Source organism: Pseudomonas sp. NPDC078416 (assembly GCF_050268485.1).
Classification (GTDB): Bacteria; Pseudomonadota; Gammaproteobacteria; order Pseudomonadales; family Pseudomonadaceae; genus Aquipseudomonas.
This window is the reverse complement of record NZ_JBNNGV010000006.1, coordinates 118780-137099: the sequence shown is the minus strand read 5'-3', so window position 1 is coordinate 137099 and position 18320 is coordinate 118780. Positions and strand designations below refer to the sequence as shown.

14 protein-coding genes are annotated in these 18320 nt (G+C 59.7%); 7 read left to right on the top strand and 7 right to left on the bottom strand.

The window, feature by feature from the left end; all coding sequences use genetic code 11:
• Positions 1-249: 249 nt before the first annotated feature.
• From ACQKEN_RS09270 to ACQKEN_RS09250, 5 genes are all read right to left on the bottom strand, one after another.
• Positions 250-1389: a Gfo/Idh/MocA family protein gene (locus ACQKEN_RS09270; protein WP_427685207.1), complete on the bottom strand. Its 1140-nt coding sequence runs from the start codon at positions 1387-1389 to the stop codon at positions 250-252.
• 219 nt (positions 1390-1608) lie between these two features.
• Positions 1609-2376 (bottom strand): SDR family oxidoreductase, encoded by a 768-nt coding sequence (locus ACQKEN_RS09265; protein ID WP_122538346.1) that lies wholly within the window; start codon positions 2374-2376, stop codon positions 1609-1611.
• A 25-nt stretch (positions 2377-2401) separates the two neighbouring features.
• Complete coding sequence (locus ACQKEN_RS09260; RefSeq protein WP_427685206.1) at positions 2402-3469, bottom strand: phosphotransferase family protein; 1068 nt, start codon at positions 3467-3469, stop codon at positions 2402-2404.
• Between the two features lie 299 nt (positions 3470-3768).
• Positions 3769-4083, bottom strand: coding sequence for an SCP2 sterol-binding domain-containing protein (locus tag ACQKEN_RS09255; protein WP_427685205.1), 315 nt, complete (start codon positions 4081-4083; stop codon positions 3769-3771).
• A 57-nt stretch (positions 4084-4140) separates the two neighbouring features.
• Positions 4141-4851 carry a histidine phosphatase family protein gene (locus ACQKEN_RS09250; RefSeq protein WP_427685204.1) on the bottom strand — a complete coding sequence of 237 codons (711 nt, stop codon included), beginning with the start codon at positions 4849-4851 and terminating at the stop codon, positions 4141-4143.
• A gap of 206 nt (positions 4852-5057) precedes the next feature.
• Here ACQKEN_RS09250 and sohB point away from each other — a divergent pair, with 206 nt between their 5' ends.
• Positions 5058-6080, top strand: a complete 1023-nt coding sequence (gene sohB / locus ACQKEN_RS09245) for a protease SohB (protein ID WP_427685203.1) — start codon at positions 5058-5060, stop codon at positions 6078-6080.
• Between the two features lie 236 nt (positions 6081-6316).
• Here sohB and ACQKEN_RS09240 read toward each other — a convergent pair whose 3' ends face one another.
• Together ACQKEN_RS09240 and ACQKEN_RS09235 are read right to left on the bottom strand one after the other, a co-directional pair.
• Positions 6317-6811 carry a DUF934 domain-containing protein gene (locus ACQKEN_RS09240; RefSeq protein WP_074887803.1) on the bottom strand — a complete coding sequence of 165 codons (495 nt, stop codon included), beginning with the start codon at positions 6809-6811 and terminating at the stop codon, positions 6317-6319.
• Entirely contained in the window at positions 6795-8453 is a 1659-nt protein-coding gene (locus tag ACQKEN_RS09235) for a nitrite/sulfite reductase (protein ID WP_427685202.1), read from the bottom strand. Before ACQKEN_RS09235 ends, ACQKEN_RS09240 begins: the two co-directional genes overlap by 17 nt.
• 1365 nt (positions 8454-9818) lie before the next feature.
• Here ACQKEN_RS09235 and tssL point away from each other — a divergent pair.
• From tssL to ACQKEN_RS09205, 6 genes are all read left to right on the top strand, one after another.
• Positions 9819-10502 carry a type VI secretion system protein TssL, short form gene (gene tssL / locus ACQKEN_RS09230; RefSeq protein WP_427685201.1) on the top strand — a complete coding sequence of 228 codons (684 nt, stop codon included), beginning with the start codon at positions 9819-9821 and terminating at the stop codon, positions 10500-10502.
• A 2-nt stretch (positions 10503-10504) separates the two neighbouring features.
• A complete protein-coding gene (locus ACQKEN_RS09225) occupies positions 10505-13231 on the top strand; it encodes a type VI secretion system Vgr family protein (RefSeq protein ID WP_427685200.1) in 2727 nt (908 codons plus the stop codon).
• Positions 13228-15186 carry a phospholipase D-like domain-containing protein gene (locus tag ACQKEN_RS09220; RefSeq protein ID WP_427685199.1) on the top strand — a complete coding sequence of 653 codons (1959 nt, stop codon included), beginning with the start codon at positions 13228-13230 and terminating at the stop codon, positions 15184-15186. The genes ACQKEN_RS09225 and ACQKEN_RS09220 overlap by 4 nt, the downstream gene beginning before the upstream one ends.
• An 86-nt stretch (positions 15187-15272) precedes the next feature.
• Positions 15273-16466: a DUF6396 domain-containing protein gene (locus ACQKEN_RS09215; protein ID WP_427685198.1), complete on the top strand. Its 1194-nt coding sequence runs from the start codon at positions 15273-15275 to the stop codon at positions 16464-16466.
• Positions 16463-17923, top strand: a complete 1461-nt coding sequence (locus tag ACQKEN_RS09210; protein ID WP_427685197.1) for a hypothetical protein — start codon at positions 16463-16465, stop codon at positions 17921-17923. Before ACQKEN_RS09215 ends, ACQKEN_RS09210 begins: the two co-directional genes overlap by 4 nt.
• Before the next feature lie 114 nt (positions 17924-18037).
• Complete coding sequence (locus ACQKEN_RS09205; protein ID WP_427685196.1) at positions 18038-18301, top strand: PAAR domain-containing protein; 264 nt, start codon at positions 18038-18040, stop codon at positions 18299-18301.
• Positions 18302-18320 lie beyond the last annotated feature (19 nt).

Sequence of the window (18320 nt, the reverse complement as noted above, 5' to 3'; positions counted from 1 at the left end):
CTTATCGGGCAGATGGGCAGAAGGGCTGCCCGGAAGCGCAGCATTCTACCTGCAAGGCGCGCGGTGGAGTAGGACCGGCTTCAGCCGGGAAGAGGCCGGCACGAACACCCTGAATTTCGCGGTGTGGCGCCCGACGCCTTCCCGGCTAAAGCCAGTCCCACCAACCGCACACGCGGTCAGTCAGTAGGACCGGCTTCAGCCGGGAAGGGACCGGCATGAACATCCTCCATTTTCGGGCTCATACCCGACTCAAATATCCGAAACACTCACCCAACGCATTTCCTTCGCCGCAATCCGAATCGCGGTAGCCAGGCGCTCGACTTCCATCGCTTCGGCAAAATCCGTCCCGTTCGAACCCTGCCCACCCAGCGCCTGAATCAGTTCATACACTTCCAGCGTCTTCAGCTCGTTGTACCCCAGCTGATGCCCCGGCGCCGGGCAGAAAGAGGCATACCCGGGTTGCGCGGGCCCCGCCAGAATCCGCTGGAACCCGTCGCGTCCCGGCGCGCCCGCGCGGTACAGCCGCAGCTCGTTCAAACGTTCCTGATCAAACGACAACGTGCCTTCGGTGCCACCGATTTCGAAGCTCAGGTGATTCTTGTAGCCGTGCTTGAGCCAACTGCTGCCGAACGTACCCCGCGCGCCGTTGGCGAAGCGCAGCAGCGCGTAGGTCTGGTCATCGATGCTGATCGCCCGTCGCTCTTCGCTGCCGCGCGCGACCGGTCGCTGTGGGTGCACCGTTTGCGAGTCCGCGCACACCGCCTCGACATCGCCGAGCAGGTACCGCGCCATCGCCAGCAAATGACTGCCGAGGTCCGCCAGGGCGCCGCCGGCATGGGCCTCTTCACAGCGCCAGGACCACGGCGACAACCCGTCGCCCATGAAGTCCTCGCTGAACTCCCCCTGGAAACTGACGATCCGCCCCAGCTCGCCGCTTTCAATCATCTGCTTCGCCAATCCGATGATCGGATTGTGCTGATAGTTGTAGCCCACCCTTGTGACCACCTCGGCCTTGCGCGCTGCGGCCTGCATCTCCCTCGCCTGTGCCAGACTCACCGCCAGTGGCTTCTCGCAATACACCGCCTTGCCCGCTTCAAGGGCGGCCATGGCCATGGGGAAATGCAGCAGGTTCGGCGTGGTGATCGCCACCAGATTGACCGCCGGATCGCTGATCAGCTGTTGCCAGTCGCCATGACTGCGCTCGAACCCCCAACTGGCTGCGCACTGTTCCGCGCGCGCAGCATCTGCATCGGCCATCGCGACAAGCGTGAGGTTGAACGGAAGATCAAACGTGGTGCGTGCGTTGTGGAACGCCAGGGCATGAGCCCGGCCCATGAAGCCTGTGCCGATCAGGCCGACGCCCAGTTCTGGAAGAGAATTTCCGCGCATGACAGCGTGTCCTTTAAGACCTGTTGTTGTGCGGAAAATGTAGGCGGTTGGGGGTGCCCGATGGAATCTTTATTCCATCAGGAACACCTCAGTTTCACCTCATGGGCAGATGCTATGGGGGCGCGCTTGACCCCGATTGCAGTGTGTCAGGGAGTGAATGAACACCAGATACATCGAATTCGCGGGCAAGCGCGCTCCTACAGATGATCGCTCAGTGGCTCAGGACAGGAACCCGCCGTCCACGTTCAACGCCACGCCCGTCGTGTAGCTGGACGCATCGCTGGCCAGGTACAGCACCGTCCCGGCCATTTCGCTCGGCGCCGCCACCCGCTTGAGGGGAATCTGCGCCAGGGCGGTGTTGAGGATCTTCTCGTTGCTCACCAGCGCCGAGGCGAACTTGGTGTCGGTCAGGCCGGGGAGCAGGGCGTTGCAGCGGATGCCGAACTGCGCGCATTCCTTGGCGAAGACCTTGGTCATGTTGATCACCGCCGCCTTGGTCACCGAATAGATGCCCTGGTACACGCCCGGCGAGACGCCGTTGATCGACGCTACGTTGATGATGCTGCCACCGCCGTGTTCGCGCATCAGCTTGCCGGCCTCCACGGACATGAAGAAGTAGCCGCGGATGTTCACGTCGACGGTCTTCTGGAACGCGCCGAGGTCGGTGTCCAGCACGTTGCAGAACTGCGGGTTGGTCGCCGCGTTGTTCACCAGAATGTCCAGCCGACCGAACTGCTCGCGGATCTGCGCGAACACCGCCGTGATCTGTTCCATTTCACCGATGTGGCAGGCAATAGCGGTGGCTTGGCCGCCGTCGGCAATGATCGCGTCCGCCACCTGCTGGCAGCCGTCGATCCTGCGGCTCGAGACGATGACATGGGCGCCTTGCTGGGCCAGCAGTTTTGCGATGGCTTCACCGATGCCACGGCTGGCGCCCGAAACGAAAGCGATCTTGCCATCGAGGTCGAACAGTTGAGTCTTGGACATTGTTGTTTTCCTTGTCGTGTCGCAATCAGAGGCTGGAACGCTCAATCACTTGCAGGGCCATGCGCTCGAGCAGGGCGTTCATGTGAATGAACTGCGCGAAGCGCTTGTCCTGTGTCTGGCCGTGGAAGAAGCGGTAGTAGATCTGCTGGACGATGCCCGCCAGACGGAACAGACCGTAGGTGTAGTAAAAGTCGAAATTGTCGATGGCAATGCCCGAACGCTCGGCGTAGTACGCCACGAACTGCTCGCGGGTGAGCATGCCCGGGGCATGGCTGGGCTGGCGACGCATCAGTTGCACCGGCGCCGGGTCGTCCGCCTGAATCCAGTACGCCAGGCTGTTGCCCAGGTCCATCAGCGGATCCCCCAGCGTGGTCAGCTCCCAGTCCAGCACGCCGATGATCTGCATCGGGTTGTCGGGGTCGAGGATGACGTTGTCGAAGCGATAGTCGTTGTGCACCAGGCTTGAAACCGGGTGGTCGGCCGGCTTTTTCTCGTCCAGCCAGAGGGCGACCTTTTCCCAGCTCGGCGCATCGGCAGTGCGCGCTTTCTCGTAACGCTCGGTCCAGCCGCGAATCTGCCGCTCAACGTAACCCTGGGGCTTGCCCAGATCGCCGAGCCCACAGGCGGTGTAATCCACCTGATGCAGCTCGACCAGCCGATCAATGAAGCTCTTGCACAGGGTCTCGGTCTGCGCGGCATCGAGGTTCAGCTCGGCGGGCAGCTCCGAACGCAGGATGATGCCCTTGACCCGCTCCATTACGTAGAACTCGGCGCCGATCACCGTCTCGTCGGTGCAATGCAGGTACGCCTTGGGGCAATAAGGGAAGGCGTCGCGCAACTGATTGAGGATGCGGAATTCGCGGCCCATGTCGTGGGCGCTTTTCGCCTTGTGGCCAAAAGGTGGACGGCGCAGAACGAATTCCTGCTCGGGGTACTTCAGCAGGTAGGTCAGGTTTGACGCGCCACCGGGAAACTGACTGATCTGCGCGCTGCCGCTCAGGCCGGGGATATGGGCTTTCAGGTAGGGGGCGATCAACCCGGCGTCGAGTTCTTCGCCGGATCGAACCTGGGTGGACTGGTCGGTGAGCGCCATGCTTATCCCTGCAGATTATTTTGGTTGGCCAGGATCATTGGCTAATCTAATGCGCCCCGCCGCCTGCGAACAAGGGCTATTGGCGTGGGTGTTACGGGGCAATCAGCATCCCTGATTCACGGCTGCGGCCGCTGTCCTCACATCGCCCGGACGAAAAAAAACCGAAGCCGGGCAGCTTCGGTTTTTCGGGATGGAACAGTCCCTTGTAGGAGCGCGCTTGCCCGCGATTGCGGTCCATCAGCAACACAAACTGCCACCGACAAACCTCGCAGCCCGAGCAAATACCTGCACGCCTGTCCTCAGGAAGGAAACAACTCGCTCAGTTTCATCGCCAGCATCATGTCGCCTTCAGCGCGCAGTTTGCCGCCCATGAACGCCTGCATGCCGTCGGTTTCGCCGCTGACGATGCCTTCCAGGGTTTCGCCGTCCATCACCAGGGTGACTTGCGCGTCCGGGTTGACGCCTTCCTGCAGTTCGCAGGTGCTGTCCTTGACGATCAGGGAGAAGTTCTTGGTTTCGTCGATGCGGAAACCGAACACCAGGTCCAGGCCCGCAGCGGCGGACGGGTTGAACTTGGCTTTCATGGCTTGGACGGCGTTTTCTACGGAGCTCATGGTGTGATCCTTTTATATGAGTGATGACGAGCACTTTGCGGGTGCGATTGGCCGGGCTCAGCGGTAGGTGATGAGCTCCGGCGCCTTCATCAGTTGCAGGTGCGCGTAACTGTTGAAGGAAGCCAGGGACACCTCGCGCTCACGGAACTTGAGGTGATTGAGCGAGGTGTTGACGATGTGCCAGTTGAGTTCAAAGGCCTGGGTGGCCGGCATTTGCGTGATCAGGTGGAGCAGGGCGGTGATGGTACCGCCGGAGGTGAACACGGCGATGCGATCGCTTGGCCCGGCGCTGTCGAGAATGCCGCTGAGGCCGGCTTCGACCTGCTCGACGAAGGCCTGCCAGCTCTGCAGCGCCGCAGCGTCATGATCGCCCACCAGCCAGCGGCGAATGATCGCGGCAAACAGGCGCTGGAACTCGGCGCGGTTGTTGGCGGCGTCGCGCATGATCTCGAAGGCGTGAGGCTCGTCATCAAGCATCGCCGGGAGCAGCGCGCGGATCACGCCTTCGGCGTTGAATTCGTTGAAGGCGATGTCGGTTTCGAGTTCGGGTGTGGCGAGGCCGGCGGCATTGAGCTGCGCGATCACCGTCTCGGCCGTGTGGCGCTGGCGGAACAGCGCGCCACTGATGCAGCGGTCGAAGCTCAGACCCAGCTGCGCGAGGTGGGCGCCGAGGATTTCCGACTGACGAAAACCGGTGGGCGACAGGACGTCGTAATCGTCTGCACCAAACGAGGCCTGGCCATGTCGTATGAGATAGATGCTGCCCACGACCGCTTCACCCTGGCACGTTGAAAGTGCTGGGAGGTTATGAGGACGGCCCGCGGTCTGTCAATGAAAAAACATACGCTCGTTTGAATTGGCCGATCTGTCCCGTATTCACCGTCTCGTCGCTGGCCCGGTCACCGGCGCGCCGGTATGCTTGGCCCCATTCGCGATCCTCTGCCGAGGGTCTGCTGTACCGGTAAGGAGTTTCTGTGGAGTTCATTTTCGATTACGCCAGCTTCCTGGCAAAGACTGTCACCATCGTGATCGCGATCATTGTGGTGCTGGTGGTCATCGGTTCGATGCGCGGTCGTGGCCGCCGTGGCGCAGGCGGCCAGCTGCACGTCACCAAGCTCAATGACTTCTACAAAGGGCTGCGTGATCGCCTTGAAGGTTCGCTGCTGGACAAGGCCCGGCTCAAGGCGCTGCGCAAGGCCCAGGCCAAGGAGCTGAAGAAGGACAAGAAGTCCACCGAGGTCAAGTCGCGGGTTTACGTGCTGGATTTCGACGGCGACATCAAGGCCTCGGCCACCGAGAACATGCGCAACGAGATCACCGCGCTGCTGAGCCTCGCCACGCCCAAGGATGAAGTGGTGCTGCGCCTCGAAAGCGGCGGCGGCATGGTGCACAGCTACGGACTGGCCTCGTCGCAACTGGCGCGGATTCGTCAGGCGGGCATTCCGCTGACCATCTGCATCGACAAGGTCGCGGCCAGCGGCGGCTACATGATGGCGTGCATCGGCACCCGGATCATCAGCGCGCCGTTCGCGATCCTGGGATCGATCGGCGTGGTGGCCCAACTGCCCAACGTCAATCGCCTGCTGAAAAAGCATGACATTGATTTCGAAGTGCTGACCGCCGGCGAGTACAAGCGCACGCTGACGGTGTTTGGCGAAAACACCGAGAAGGGCCGCGAGAAATTCCAGGAAGATCTGGACATCACCCATGAGCTGTTCAAGAACTTCGTCGCCAGCTACCGCCCGCAGTTGGATATCGACGAAGTCGCCACCGGCGAAATCTGGCTGGGCATCGCGGCCAAGGACAAGCAACTGGTGGATGAGCTGAAGACCAGCGATGAATACCTGTCGGAGAAAGCCAAGACCGCCGAGGTGTTCCATCTGCACTACGCCGAACGCAAAAGCCTGCAGCAGCGCGTTGGCATTGCCGCAAGCACATCGGTAGACCACTTGGTGACCGGGTGGTGGGGCAAGCTGACGCAGCAGCGGTTCTGGTAGGTGAGCTGATGTGCATGAGTCTGTAGGAGCGTGGCTTGTCCCGCGATCGGTTGCGCAGCAGCCGCAATGGCCGCAGTTTTTTGCGAAACTGACACACCGTTGAACTGATCTACTGCCGCTTCGCGGCAGATCGCGGGACAAGCCACGCTCCTACATGAACCGTTCACCCTCTCCATTAAAAAGCCCCGACTTCTCACGAAACCGGGGCTTTTTGTTGCCTGTTGATCAGTGTCGGATCAACGGCGCCGGAACAGCGGCAGCGGCTCGTCGGTGGCCGCCTGATAGGTTACCGAGAAGTCTCTCAGACCTTCCAGCGCCTCATACGGGTCCTTGTCGGCACGAATCGCGAACGCGTCGAACCCGCAGCGGTGCAGGTAGAACAGCTGATCGCGCAATACATCGCCAATCGCCCGCAGCTCGCCCTTGTAACCGTAGCGGTCACGCAACAGGCGCGCGTTGGAGTAGCTGCGGCCGTCGGTGAACGCCGGGAAGTTCAGGGCGATGACCTGGAACTGATCCGCGTCGTCACCGATTTCCTCGGCTTCCTCGTCGCTGTCCAGCCAGACACCCAGACCGCCGTCACGGGCCTTCAACGCATGGGCATGCTCGCGCCACAGGTTCAGCGGCACGATCAGGTCGTCGCAGTTGGACAGACTGTCGAACGTCGTGTCCTTGGGCAGCAGGTGCCAGGTCTCGTCGATGACCGCGTTGTTCTTAATGATTCGCTGCATAGACGCGCTCCTTGAAAGGGTCGATGCCAATACGCTGGAAAGTGTCGATGAAGCGTTCGTCTTCGTTACGTTTTTCAACGTAGACGTTGATCAACTTCTCGATCACATCCGGCATGACGTCCTGGGCGAATGACGGGCCGAGGATCTTGCCAAGGCTGGCGTCACGGCTGGCGCTGCCGCCCAAGGACACCTGGTAGAACTCTTCGCCTTTCTTGTCCACGCCGAGAATGCCGATGTGGCCAACGTGGTGGTGGCCGCAGGCGTTCATGCAGCCAGAGATGTTCAGGTCCAGCTCGCCGATGTCGAACAGGTAATCAAGGTCGTCGAAGCGACGCTGGATCGACTCGGCAATGGGGATCGACTTGGCGTTGGCCAGCGAGCAGAAGTCACCACCCGGGCAGCAGATGATGTCCGTCAGCAGGCCAATGTTCGGCGTCGCGAAGCCCTGCTCGCGCAGCTCGCCCCACATCGTGAACAGCTGGCTCTGCTCGACGTCGGCCAGAATAATGTTCTGCTCGTGGGAGGTGCGCAGCTGACCGAAGCTGTAGGTGTCGGCGAGGTCGGCGATGCCGTCCAGTTGCTTGTCGGTGAGATCCCCCGGCGCGACGCCGGTAGGTTTCAGCGACAGCGTCACCGCTGCGTATCCCGGCTTTTTGTGGGCCAGGACATTGCGCGAGCGCCAGCGGGCGAAACCCGGATGCTGTTGATCCAGCTGAGCCAGTTCGGCGCTGTAATCGGGCAGCGCCTTGTAGTCCGGGTCGACGAAGTGCTTGGCGACGCGATGCACTTCGGCCTCGGTCAGGGTCGTCTGGCCGCCGCGCAGGTGGGCCATCTCGGCTTCGACCTTCTCGGCGAACACTTCAGGCGTCAGCGCCTTGACCAGAATCTTGATGCGCGCCTTGTACTTGTTGTCGCGACGGCCGTAGCGGTTGTACACACGCAGGATGGCGTCGAGGTAGCTCAACAGGTCCTGCCACGGCAGAAACTCGTTGATGAACGCGCCCACCACCGGCGTACGGCCGAGGCCACCGCCGACCAGCACGCGGAAGCCGAGCTCGCCGGCAGCGTTCTTCACCGGCTCCAGGCCGATGTCGTGGACTTCGATGGCGGCGCGGTCGGACGTCGAGCCGTTGATCGCGATCTTGAACTTGCGCGGCAGGTAGGCGAATTCCGGGTGGAACGTCGTCCACTGACGGACGATTTCACACCAGGGGCGCGGGTCTACCAGTTCGTCGGCAGCGACGCCGGCGAACTGGTCCGTGGTGACGTTGCGCAGGCAGTTGCCACTGGTCTGGATGGCGTGCATCTGCACGGTGGCCAGCTCGGCGAGAATGTCGGGAATGTCTTCGAGTGCCGGCCAGTTGAACTGCACGTTCTGGCGGGTACTGATGTGCGCGTAGCCCTTGTCGTAATCGCGGGCGATCTTCGCCAGCATGCGAGCCTGGCGCGAGGTCAACTGGCCGTAGGGCACAGCGACGCGCAGCATCGGGGCGAAGCGTTGGATGTAGAGGCCGTTTTGCAGGCGAAGCGGGCGGAACTCTTCTTCGCTGAGCTCGCCGGCCAGATAGCGGCGGGTCTGGTCGCGGAACTGCTTGACGCGGTCCTCGACGATCCGCTGATCGTACTCGTCGTATACGTACATGGTGGTCCTGTTCTCAGGCGGTTCACTGCTGCTGGGCCAGCCGGAAAGGCGATGCGTTGTCGTCTGCTTTCAGGCTACCGAACAAATCTGCGCGCACGGCCGCGCACTCCTTGCGGAGCCGGGGGAGGTTACCAGTTTGCAGATATGCGCAAAAGTGATGTTTGAGTATATGCACAGAACCAAAAGTGCTAAGCAGCGCGTCGGGCCAGCTTAACCTCACTTGTGATAAGGGCATGGCTAAACTTTACTCTGGTGATGGCCGCCGACACCTGTCGACGGTCTGCGAGTTTTGCGATCACCCATAAAACAGACAAAAGGCGATGCAATGCGAAATCACCCGAAAGTAATCAAAACCGGCAGCCATGTGGATGCATGGGCCATTCTCTTCATTATTGTGCTGGTGGTGGGGGCGGCGCTGTTCTGGGTGAATCATCAGTAGCGCGGCCCTGCGTGCTCCTGAAATGTTTTGACTGATGCATAGGCTTGGCGGATACCGCCCATCCGTAGGAGCCGGCTTGCTGGCGAATGCGTTCGTGCAGACACTGCAACGATTTATGCGAAATCGGGTTCGCCAGCAAGCCGGCTCCTACGGGCACCGTGTGCCGCAGATCGGTGCAGGAGCGCGCTTGCCCGCGAAGGGGTCAGTACATCCGACGCTTCTTTGTCGTTTGCGGATGTCTCCGCGGGCAAGGTGAAGCGCTACCCCGGTCGCTCCTACAGGCTGACGTCCGCCGAATGGGCGAGGTTTGGCGCTAGTCATTGACACCGCCATTTCCCGTTTCCACTCTTCATATTTCGGCCCTGACGATTTAAATACTCAGGTGTTCCCGGCTGAATCGGGTAAAGGGTCTGCATTTAAAATTTAAACAGTGGGCAAACGTTCCGTTAAACGGAATGTGTATTCGGGCTGTTCGCCGATGAATATAAAACCTTGCCGTTGTGTTGGCGTTCACAGTGCCGGCTTTAACTCACTTCAGATTCTGGCTTCGTATTCATTTCGCTTAGCGTGTCAGAACTTTCCGTAGGATCGCTCCTGATCTTTGTAAGAAGTTTCTTGATATGAAAAGTCGGGTAGCATTTTATTTTTTCAGTGATTAGCCTTGCTTCTCAACGCCGGGTGGACTCTGGGCGACGTAGCTGCGGCCCAGGGCTGTCGGCCCCTTGGACACGCCGCGGGGTTCGCGTTGTGCACATTTCCGCGGTCGAGTTCCCGCCCTTAAATATCGATTATCAAGGCGGATGGCAAGCCAGCAGTAACGACATGCGTTATCCAGTGCGCGCACTTTATTGATGTGGGCCGGCATCACGTTATCGCCTGGGTGATCGATTAATCATTCAATCCTGAAATTGTTCTCGGTGTTACCTATGAATCCAGTCAGTCATGAGCCCTCCGGTACTGCGCCGATCAATGTAGACCTTATCTTCCAGGACACCTATTTGCTGGCCGTTGAACTGAATTATGGTTGCACCATGACCAACAGCAAAATATTGCGCGAGACGTGCATTGCCCAGGTCGAAGGCGCGCGCAGCGCATTGCAGGAAGCAGGCATGTGCCGGCGCAGTGTCGACTTGATCATCCATGCGCAATGCGCGCTGCTCGATGAAGCCGTGCTGGCCAACGTCGGGGAAGGCGTCCGACAGATATGGATCAACGAATCGTTGCAGGCGAGGTTCTGCGGGCATCACCGAGCGGGTGAAATCCTGCATGAGCAAATGCGGGAAGTACTGCGCGAGCCTGCGCCGGACATGCACGTCGTGACCCTATTCCAGCGGGTGATGATGTTGGGATTTCTGGGCAATTATCGATCGCTGGATGACGAAGAGCGCATGGTCTTGAAAAACCAGCTGGACGCACTGGCAGGGCCGCAACTGTTCCCGGTGCGGCCGACCTGGATAGACGCCAGAGGGCCTGTCCGCAGATTCCCCTGGTGGCTACGTTCTCCACTCCTGCACCTGGCAATCGCGGGGCTGGCGCTGGTCGTCGTGTGGTGGTTCCTGAATCGTACGCTCGCCAACATGGTCGACGAGCTTGTCGTGAGGGGCGTCTGAACATGACGGACTCACTCCCGGCCTTCTTTGACCACAGCCGTCACACCCTGCGCGTCGATGAGCTGGATGCCGACCTTGACGTGCTGACGTTCACGGGCGAAGAGCAGCTCAGCCAGCCATTCATCTATGTCATCGAATTCACCTCGTCGAGGCAGGATATCGGCGCCGGTCAGATGCTCGGCAAAGCCGCGCGGTTCACGCTGCACACCGCGCCCCACGTGCTGTCCAGCGCCATGGGCGGTCTGCCGCTACCCGCCGTACCCCCGCTGCGCACCCTGTGTGGCGTGGTCACCGGTTTCAAGTGCCTGTCAGCCTCCAGAGACGAGGCGCGTTACGAAGTCACCCTTGAACCGCGGCTGGCGCTGCTCTCCCGCGGGCATCAGTACCGTATCTACCAACACATGTCGGTGCCGGAGATTGTCGACAGCATTCTGCGCAGTCGCCACGGCATGGAAGGCCATGATTTCCGCTTCAAGCTCGTCCGTGACTACCCCCGGCGCGAGCAAGTGATGCAATTCGGCGAAAGCGATCTGGCGTTCATCTCACGGCTGCTGGCCGAGGTGGGCATCTGGTTTCGTTTCGCCCACGACGCCCGTCTCGACATCGACGTGATCGAATTCCACGACGATCAGCGCCACTACCAATGGCCGCAAACCCCGGTGCCGTGTCGCTCGCCATCGGGTCTGGACAGCCATGATCAGGACGCGGTGTGGCAGCTGCAATCCGACCATTGCGTGGTGGAAAAGAGCATTCACTTTCGTGCCTACGACCCTCGCGATGCTGATGCGTGGCTCGACGGGGAGGTCGATCAAAGCCGTCGCGCCACCACCACCTACGGCGAGGCCTATCACTACGCCGAACCCTATACCGTGCTGGGCGACCCACGGGATCAGGACGAAGACCTTGAAAGCGAAAGCGGCTTTTTCTATGCCCGGCTGCGCCACGAACGTTATCTCAATGCCCAGACGCGTTTAACCGGTGTCAGCAGCAGTGCGACCCTGGCGCTGGGGCAAATCCTCGACGTCACCGGCGACGCCCCCCACGCCTTCGAGCCTGGCGCCGTGATCACGGGCCTGAGCCTGCGCGCCGCCCGGGACCGCAGTTTCGAAGTCGCCTTCGTGGCCATTCCCTTCAGCGAGACCGTTTGCTTCCGTCCCCCGGTGCCGCGCAAGCCGCAGCTCGCCGGCACCGTGGCCGCCCGGGTGACCAGCGTCATCGCCAACGACCCTTACAGCCACATCGATAAGGAAGGTCGCTACAAGGTCAACTTTCTGTTCGACCGTGACCACTGGGAGCCCGGTGAAGAAAGCGCGTGGCTGCGTCTGGCCCGGGCCTACGCCGGCGACACCCACGGCCTGCACCTGCCGTTGATTGCCGGCACCGAAGTGGCCGTGGCCTTCGAGCACGGCGACCCCGACCGGCCCTACATCGCCCATGCCTTGCACGACGACCGGCATCCTGACCCGGTAACACTGGCGGACCGGGACTTCACCCGCAACGTGCTGCGCACCCCCGCCAACAACAAACTGCGCATGGAAGATGAGCGCGGCAAGGAACACGTCAAGCTCAGCACCGACCACAGCGGCAAGAGCCAGCTGAACCTGGGGCATCTGGTGGATGCCAACAAGGACAAGCGCGGCGAAGGCTTCGAACTGCGCACCGACGGCTGGGGGGCGATTCGCAGCGGCAAAGGGATGTTCATCAGCGCCGATGAACAGGCCGGCGCTCAAGGGCAGCAGCTGGAGATGGCTGCGGCGATTACCCACCTGCAGCACGCGGTGGAGCAACTGCAAGGGCTGTCCCAGGATGCCCAGGCGAGCAGGGCCGAGCCCGCTGGCGTTCAGGCGCAAGTGGACTTGCTGGAGCAGAATCTCGAACAGCTCAAATCCGCCGTGCTGTTGCTCAGCGCACCCCAGGGGATTGCCCTCACCAGCGGCAAGCACCTGCAACTGGCCGCCCACGACAACCTCATGCTCAACGCCGGCGGCGAAGCCGACATCAGCGTGGTCAAGCGGATGTTCATCGGGGTCGGCAAAGGCTTGAGCCTGTTCGTGCGCCAGTTGGGCATCAAGCTGATCGCCAACCAAGGGCCGGTCACCGTGCAGGCCCAGAACGACACGCTGGAGTTGTTGGCCCGGCAAGGCCTGAGCATCACCAGCACCGAAGACGAAATCCACATCGTCGCCAAGAAGAAGATCGTGCTCAACGCCGCAGGCAGCTACCTGACGCTGGAGCAGGGCCTCATCGAGTCGGGGACGGCGGGCGACCATCTCCTCAAGGCCGCGAGTTTTCAGTTCATCAAGGGCGGCGCGACCATGGCCGCCGACCATCCCGACTCCCCGAAACAGCTGACCCGCCAGCCCCTGCGCCTGAAGCTGGCCGCAACGCCCAACCTTGGCAGCAGCTGGACTCACATGCCCTACAAGCTTTATGCCGATGGCGGACTGATCAGCGAAGGCGTCATGGACGGCAGCGGGCACGTCGAGGTTGATCATCAGCCGACGACGCAGGAATACCGGCTGGAAATGGCCAACGGCGTCAGCTACCGCATTCCCGCCGTGACCGCTTACAGCCATCCCGAGCAGGGAAGGCTGGCCAATCAGGGCCTGCACAACCACCGTTCCGCGCCCGACACCCCGGTCAATCAGCCGGCTTCACACACCGACCACCGCACGCAGTATGCCGCCGTGCTGAATAACACCGCCGATCAGGAAGAGGAGGCCCCATGACGCAGCCCGAAATCGTCGCGCCCGTATCGTTTCAAGAAACCGACACCGTGACTCTGTGTGCGCCCTGGTACGTGCAGGAGTCCGAGTACGGACCGGCCCTGGCCACGTATAAGTCGCTGGTCAATGGAGAGGAGACCTTTGGTGCCGTGCACGAGGCCATCGAAAACGCGACCCATTCGGTGGACATCATCTGCTGGGGATTTCAGCCTTCGATGTATTTCATTCGTGGGGCATCCCATCCGGCCTGCACAACCGAAGTGCCCAAAGTCGGTGGTTTAAAAGGGGTGACGTGGCACCACGCGTGCATCGGCGAACTGCTCATGCAGAAGGCTAAACAGGGCGTAAAGGTACGCGTATTGGGCTGGGAGGCGCCTTTCAACGCCGCAGGGGTGGCGGGTGAGGCCAACTTGCCGGGGAAGCGGGGGTTGCCGATTGACGATCGCAAGATGCAGAGCGCCACCGATGATCAATACGCCTATGACCGCAAGTGGTTCGCGATGTGTTCTATCGCAGGTATTCCTATGCCGTTATGGCGTGACCTGGAAAGGCCTGCCTTCGCCAGTCGCGGCTTTAGCCTGTTCGACCGCGCCGAGATCATTCACCAGGCCCGGTATCACGGCTCCGACCCGAACCTTAGTGTCAGCACACTCGGGGCTCTTGGCGCGTTCGCCACCCACCACCAAAAAACCGTGCTGGTGGACTATGAAGCCCCCGAACACGCGGTGGGTTTCGTCATGGGCCACAACACCCTCGACGAATATTGGGACACCGACGCTCATTCGGCGCTTAAGCGCGACAAATCCAGTAAACCCGCGCCCAATGCCGGGCCTCGCGGTGACACGCCGCGTCAGGACATTTCCAGCCAGGTGGCCGGGCCGATCCTGGAACACCTGCACCACAACTTCGCCACCGCCTGGTTCGACGCGACGGGCGAAGACCTGATGACCACTCGCGACGCCATGGCCCTGGGCAAACGCCTGCAATGCCCGCCCGACCAGCAACGGCACTTCGCCCAGATCCTTCGCACCCAGGCCCAGGAAGGCCGCCGCGACATCGAGACGCTCTACCTGCAAGCGGTGAACAACGCCACGGGCTTCATCTACATCGAAAACCAGTACTTTCGCTGGCCGCCCCTGGCCGAAATGATCAAGAAGGCCGCCCTCGCCCAGACCCAGGGCGGACGCGACCCCGGCAAGCACGGCGCATTGCACCTGTTCGTGATCACCAACGTCACCGACGACGGCATCGGCAAAGGCACCGTCAACACCCAACGTATGCTCGACAGTCTGGGGCGCGCCGACACCATGCCGGAGATCACCCGACTGCAACGCATCGAGTCAGCCAAGGCACAGGCCGCTGCGCAAGAGCCGGACCTGAGCGAATTGATCGCTGATCAGGCGATGACCTTTGTGAGCCATTTGCTGACCGGGCCAAATAGCGAGATGAGTGAAAAGGCCCTGCAAAAGCAGCGCGACGCCGAAAGCGCAGCGGCCTTCCGGCGGGCCGTGCTCGAAGGCCAGATCAAGGCCATCGAACAGGAAGTGCTCAAGCCCGAGGACATCCCCAACCTCAAAGTGCATATCTGCTCGCTGGTGGCGCCCGACTCACTTCCCGGTAACTGGATGCCGGTGTACATCCATTCCAAGTTGATGATCGTCGACGACGTGTTTACCACCCATGGCTCCGCCAACATCAACACCAGAAGCATGCAGGTGGACAGCGAATTGAACATTGCCCATGAGTGGGCCGGTGAGACTCAGGCGTTGAGGAGGAGGTTGTGGGACCTGCATACGGCTGGAGTGGGGGTGCAGGATGATCCGAAAGTGGCGTTTGAGGCTTGGCAGAAAATTATCGAAGAGAACAAAAAGAGTCAGAGTGAGGAAGGGGGAGGCAAACCCTACGCCCCCCTCGTAGAGTTTCACTATTGCCCCGCCACGCTGACGAACCTCGACTGATGCGCCGCTTACTGCTGCTTGCTTGCCTAACCCTGCCTGCCTGCGACAGCGGCAACGGCTTACCACCACCGGACAAGGACATCCACATGAAATCCCTCGCTGCCATTAAGGACAACCTGGCCTTTACCTGCAAACACGAAGCGCTACCTCTGGCGAGTCCTGACAGCGATGTGCTGTTTCAATACGCCCGTTGGCTGGAGAAAAACAATCAGCTGAAACAAGACCCGGATATCGACCTTGAAATCGCCCGGCTTTACCGGATCGCCACTGAGAATGGTCATCCGAAGGCCAATATCAACCTGCAGAACGGAGGCCTGCGCGGGAAATACAAACTGCGGGGTCACGAACACCTGCGCTTCAGTCAAGACCTGATCGATGCAAACGTAGCCACGGGTTACTACTTTGTGTCGGCGTTTCTAAAAAACGGTATCGCCGATCTCAAGCAGGACATGGAAATCTCACTGCGCTATCTGCGCAAGGCCGCTGACGAGGGTAGTGCGCAAGCCCAATACGAAATCGGTGATGCGCTTGCTCCCAGTAGCAGGGCCCCGGACGTCGCGCGACAGATGCGTCATTGCGCAGCTGAGCAAGGGCAGGGGCGAGCCGCTCGCGCGCTAGGCGTTGATCTCAAATACACCAAGCAATACGGTGAAGCGCTTGAGGTCTTTCAACTCGGGGTCGCTGCAGGTGATTCAACTTCAGCTAGTTTTTTAGAAGGAGGATTTTCAGGCCCTGAGCCAGCGAATAAGTTGGATTATCTAGGTCAGCAGAAAGACGCTGAGCGGGCCGAGCGCTACAACAAAATCTGGAGCATCCTCGCCGACTACTCCTACGCCCACCCCAAAGTCCCCGAAATCAACGACATCCTCCCGCTGCCCCCGGCCAAACTGCCGCCGTGGGACGGCAAGCTCCAATGGCTGGAAGCCCGCGAAGCCAATGTCCCGCCTGAAAAGCCTTCGCCGGAGTTAATTCAGCGCCTGACCCAGGACCTGAAGCTCGACCCTGCCACCGGCAGACCGATGCCGGGCGCCAAGGGCTTCAGCCAGGCAGACCTGTCAGCCGATCAATGCGTCGCCGGGACCAAGTGCCCGGTCAGCGGTTGGTGGCAGGTGGTCGTTCACCGGGAGCTGCACACCCCCGACGGCCAGCCGATTGTTCGTCACTTCGAGCAAGGAGACGTTTTCCCTGTCGAGCGCATGCGCTACTACCGTGACCGAATCTGGCCGCTTGCCAAGAGCGAGCACGAAGGCCCGGTACGGGTCTGGTGGAGGCTGGCATGAAGAAATGGTTTTTGATGGTGCCATTAATGCTGTTCGCAATAAGGTGGCTCGCCATAGAGTCTTTCGAGCGCTACAGCGAAGTGCCGGTCTGTGAAGAGCGGGAGAACCGGTGGGATGCCCCTATCCGCAGTTGCTCAACCTATGACCAGACGCTTGCATCCCACTATAGGGTTTTAAAGGGTGAGGTATATTGGGAGCACCAAAACTATGCCCCTGAGTTTGGCTGCGGACAAGGTCCGGGTGCGATTGGTGGAAATCTTATAAGTTTCAAGTGCTGGATGCAGCGGGATGGGTACGCTCGCACAGTAGAACATCGAACGTTAATAAAAGTAGAGACGTATTCACCATCATTCAAGATATTAGAGGGTCGGAGTTCCGTCCCTTTGGAATGGCAAAAAAGGCAATTCAATAACTACGCTATAGGTCAACGTGGTGTCTATTATAAAGGTTATTTGATGGAGCACGTTGATCCGGATGACTTTGAAGTGATTTTTCCTTTCGGCAATGAAGAAGAGTGGAGCTTCATCAACGTGGCTCGCGCTGGAAAGATGACGTTTGTGCAAGGGGTGGAATTTGGTGAAATTGACTTGGCTAAATTCCGCTTGATTAAGCCTTCAAAATGTCCAGAAAATTCTCGCGAATGTTTCTCTTATGATCTAACGAAATTGCTCAGCGGGGATCGTGATAGAGGTGTGTTTGGGTCGATAGGTAAGGATTTGATTTTTTTAAGTGCGGACGGCGCAATTCTTTTTAAAAACAAATCTTCTTCGGGTATGTTCACATTTTCTGATAAGTTGGGCCAGTATATTTATACCGGTGGGGTTCTATACGAACTCTCCAGAGCGTCGGATGAGCTTACTGTCGCCAATTCGTACGCAATAAAAAGGTCGAGATGGTTTCGCCCAGATCACAAGCCGCTTGCGCAGCCTCTAGAAGGAAACCTCAGATGGCAGCACGAGCAGATCATGCGATATGACCTCACCAGTGAAGCAGTCTATTTTGATGGTGAGCGGTTGCCGGGGGCTGACCCTAATGACTTAACTGTTGTCTTTCCTTTCGGGACAGATGAGCGCTGGAAGATATTCAATATATCGAGGAGCGGTAAATCTTCATTCGTTGGGGCTCGTAATGTCGGAAAGATCGACTTCAATGGGCTAAGGATTTTGCCTCCATGTAAGGTTTTCTCAAGCGGCGTCAGCAGTGCCTGCTGGTCTGAGCAGCGTATTTTGAGGTCGATTCGTGAGCAAGGGGTAGTGACTATTGTTGGGGAAGATGTCTTTTACTTTAGTCCTTATGGAGGGGTGCGTCGTTTTACAGGTGCGGCTTCGGTCGACCTCTATGCATATGAGAAAAGTGGGGTTTTCTACATTCATAGTGATGGCGAGAACTATAAAGTATCCAACTATACTCGGCGCTACGAAGTATTGAATACTCGCCTAGGCCAAGGTATGGAATGACTGAAAGTTTAGCGAGTATGAAGTGCTTTATGCGTCAGGAGAAAGCGTGCACGTAAGTAGCCTGCGATAATTATCTCAATATATTGCTCTATCTTTTTTATGAAGGTGCAAACCATGAAAGGCATCATCCGCATCGGCGACACCATCACCGGCGGCGGCATCGTCAAAACCGGCTCGGACGCAATGATCTTCGAAGGCATTGGCGCAGCACGCGTAGGCGACATCGTGCTTTGCCCGCTGCCAGGCCATGGCACCACCCGCATTGCCCAGGGCAACTCAGGCTACAGCGAAGACGGCGTGCCGATCGCGTTTAACGGCGACCTCTGTGAGTGTGGCTGCGCATTAATCACCTCGTTGCCGGAAGCCACCGCCGGCTAAGCGGGGATGATGTATTCCA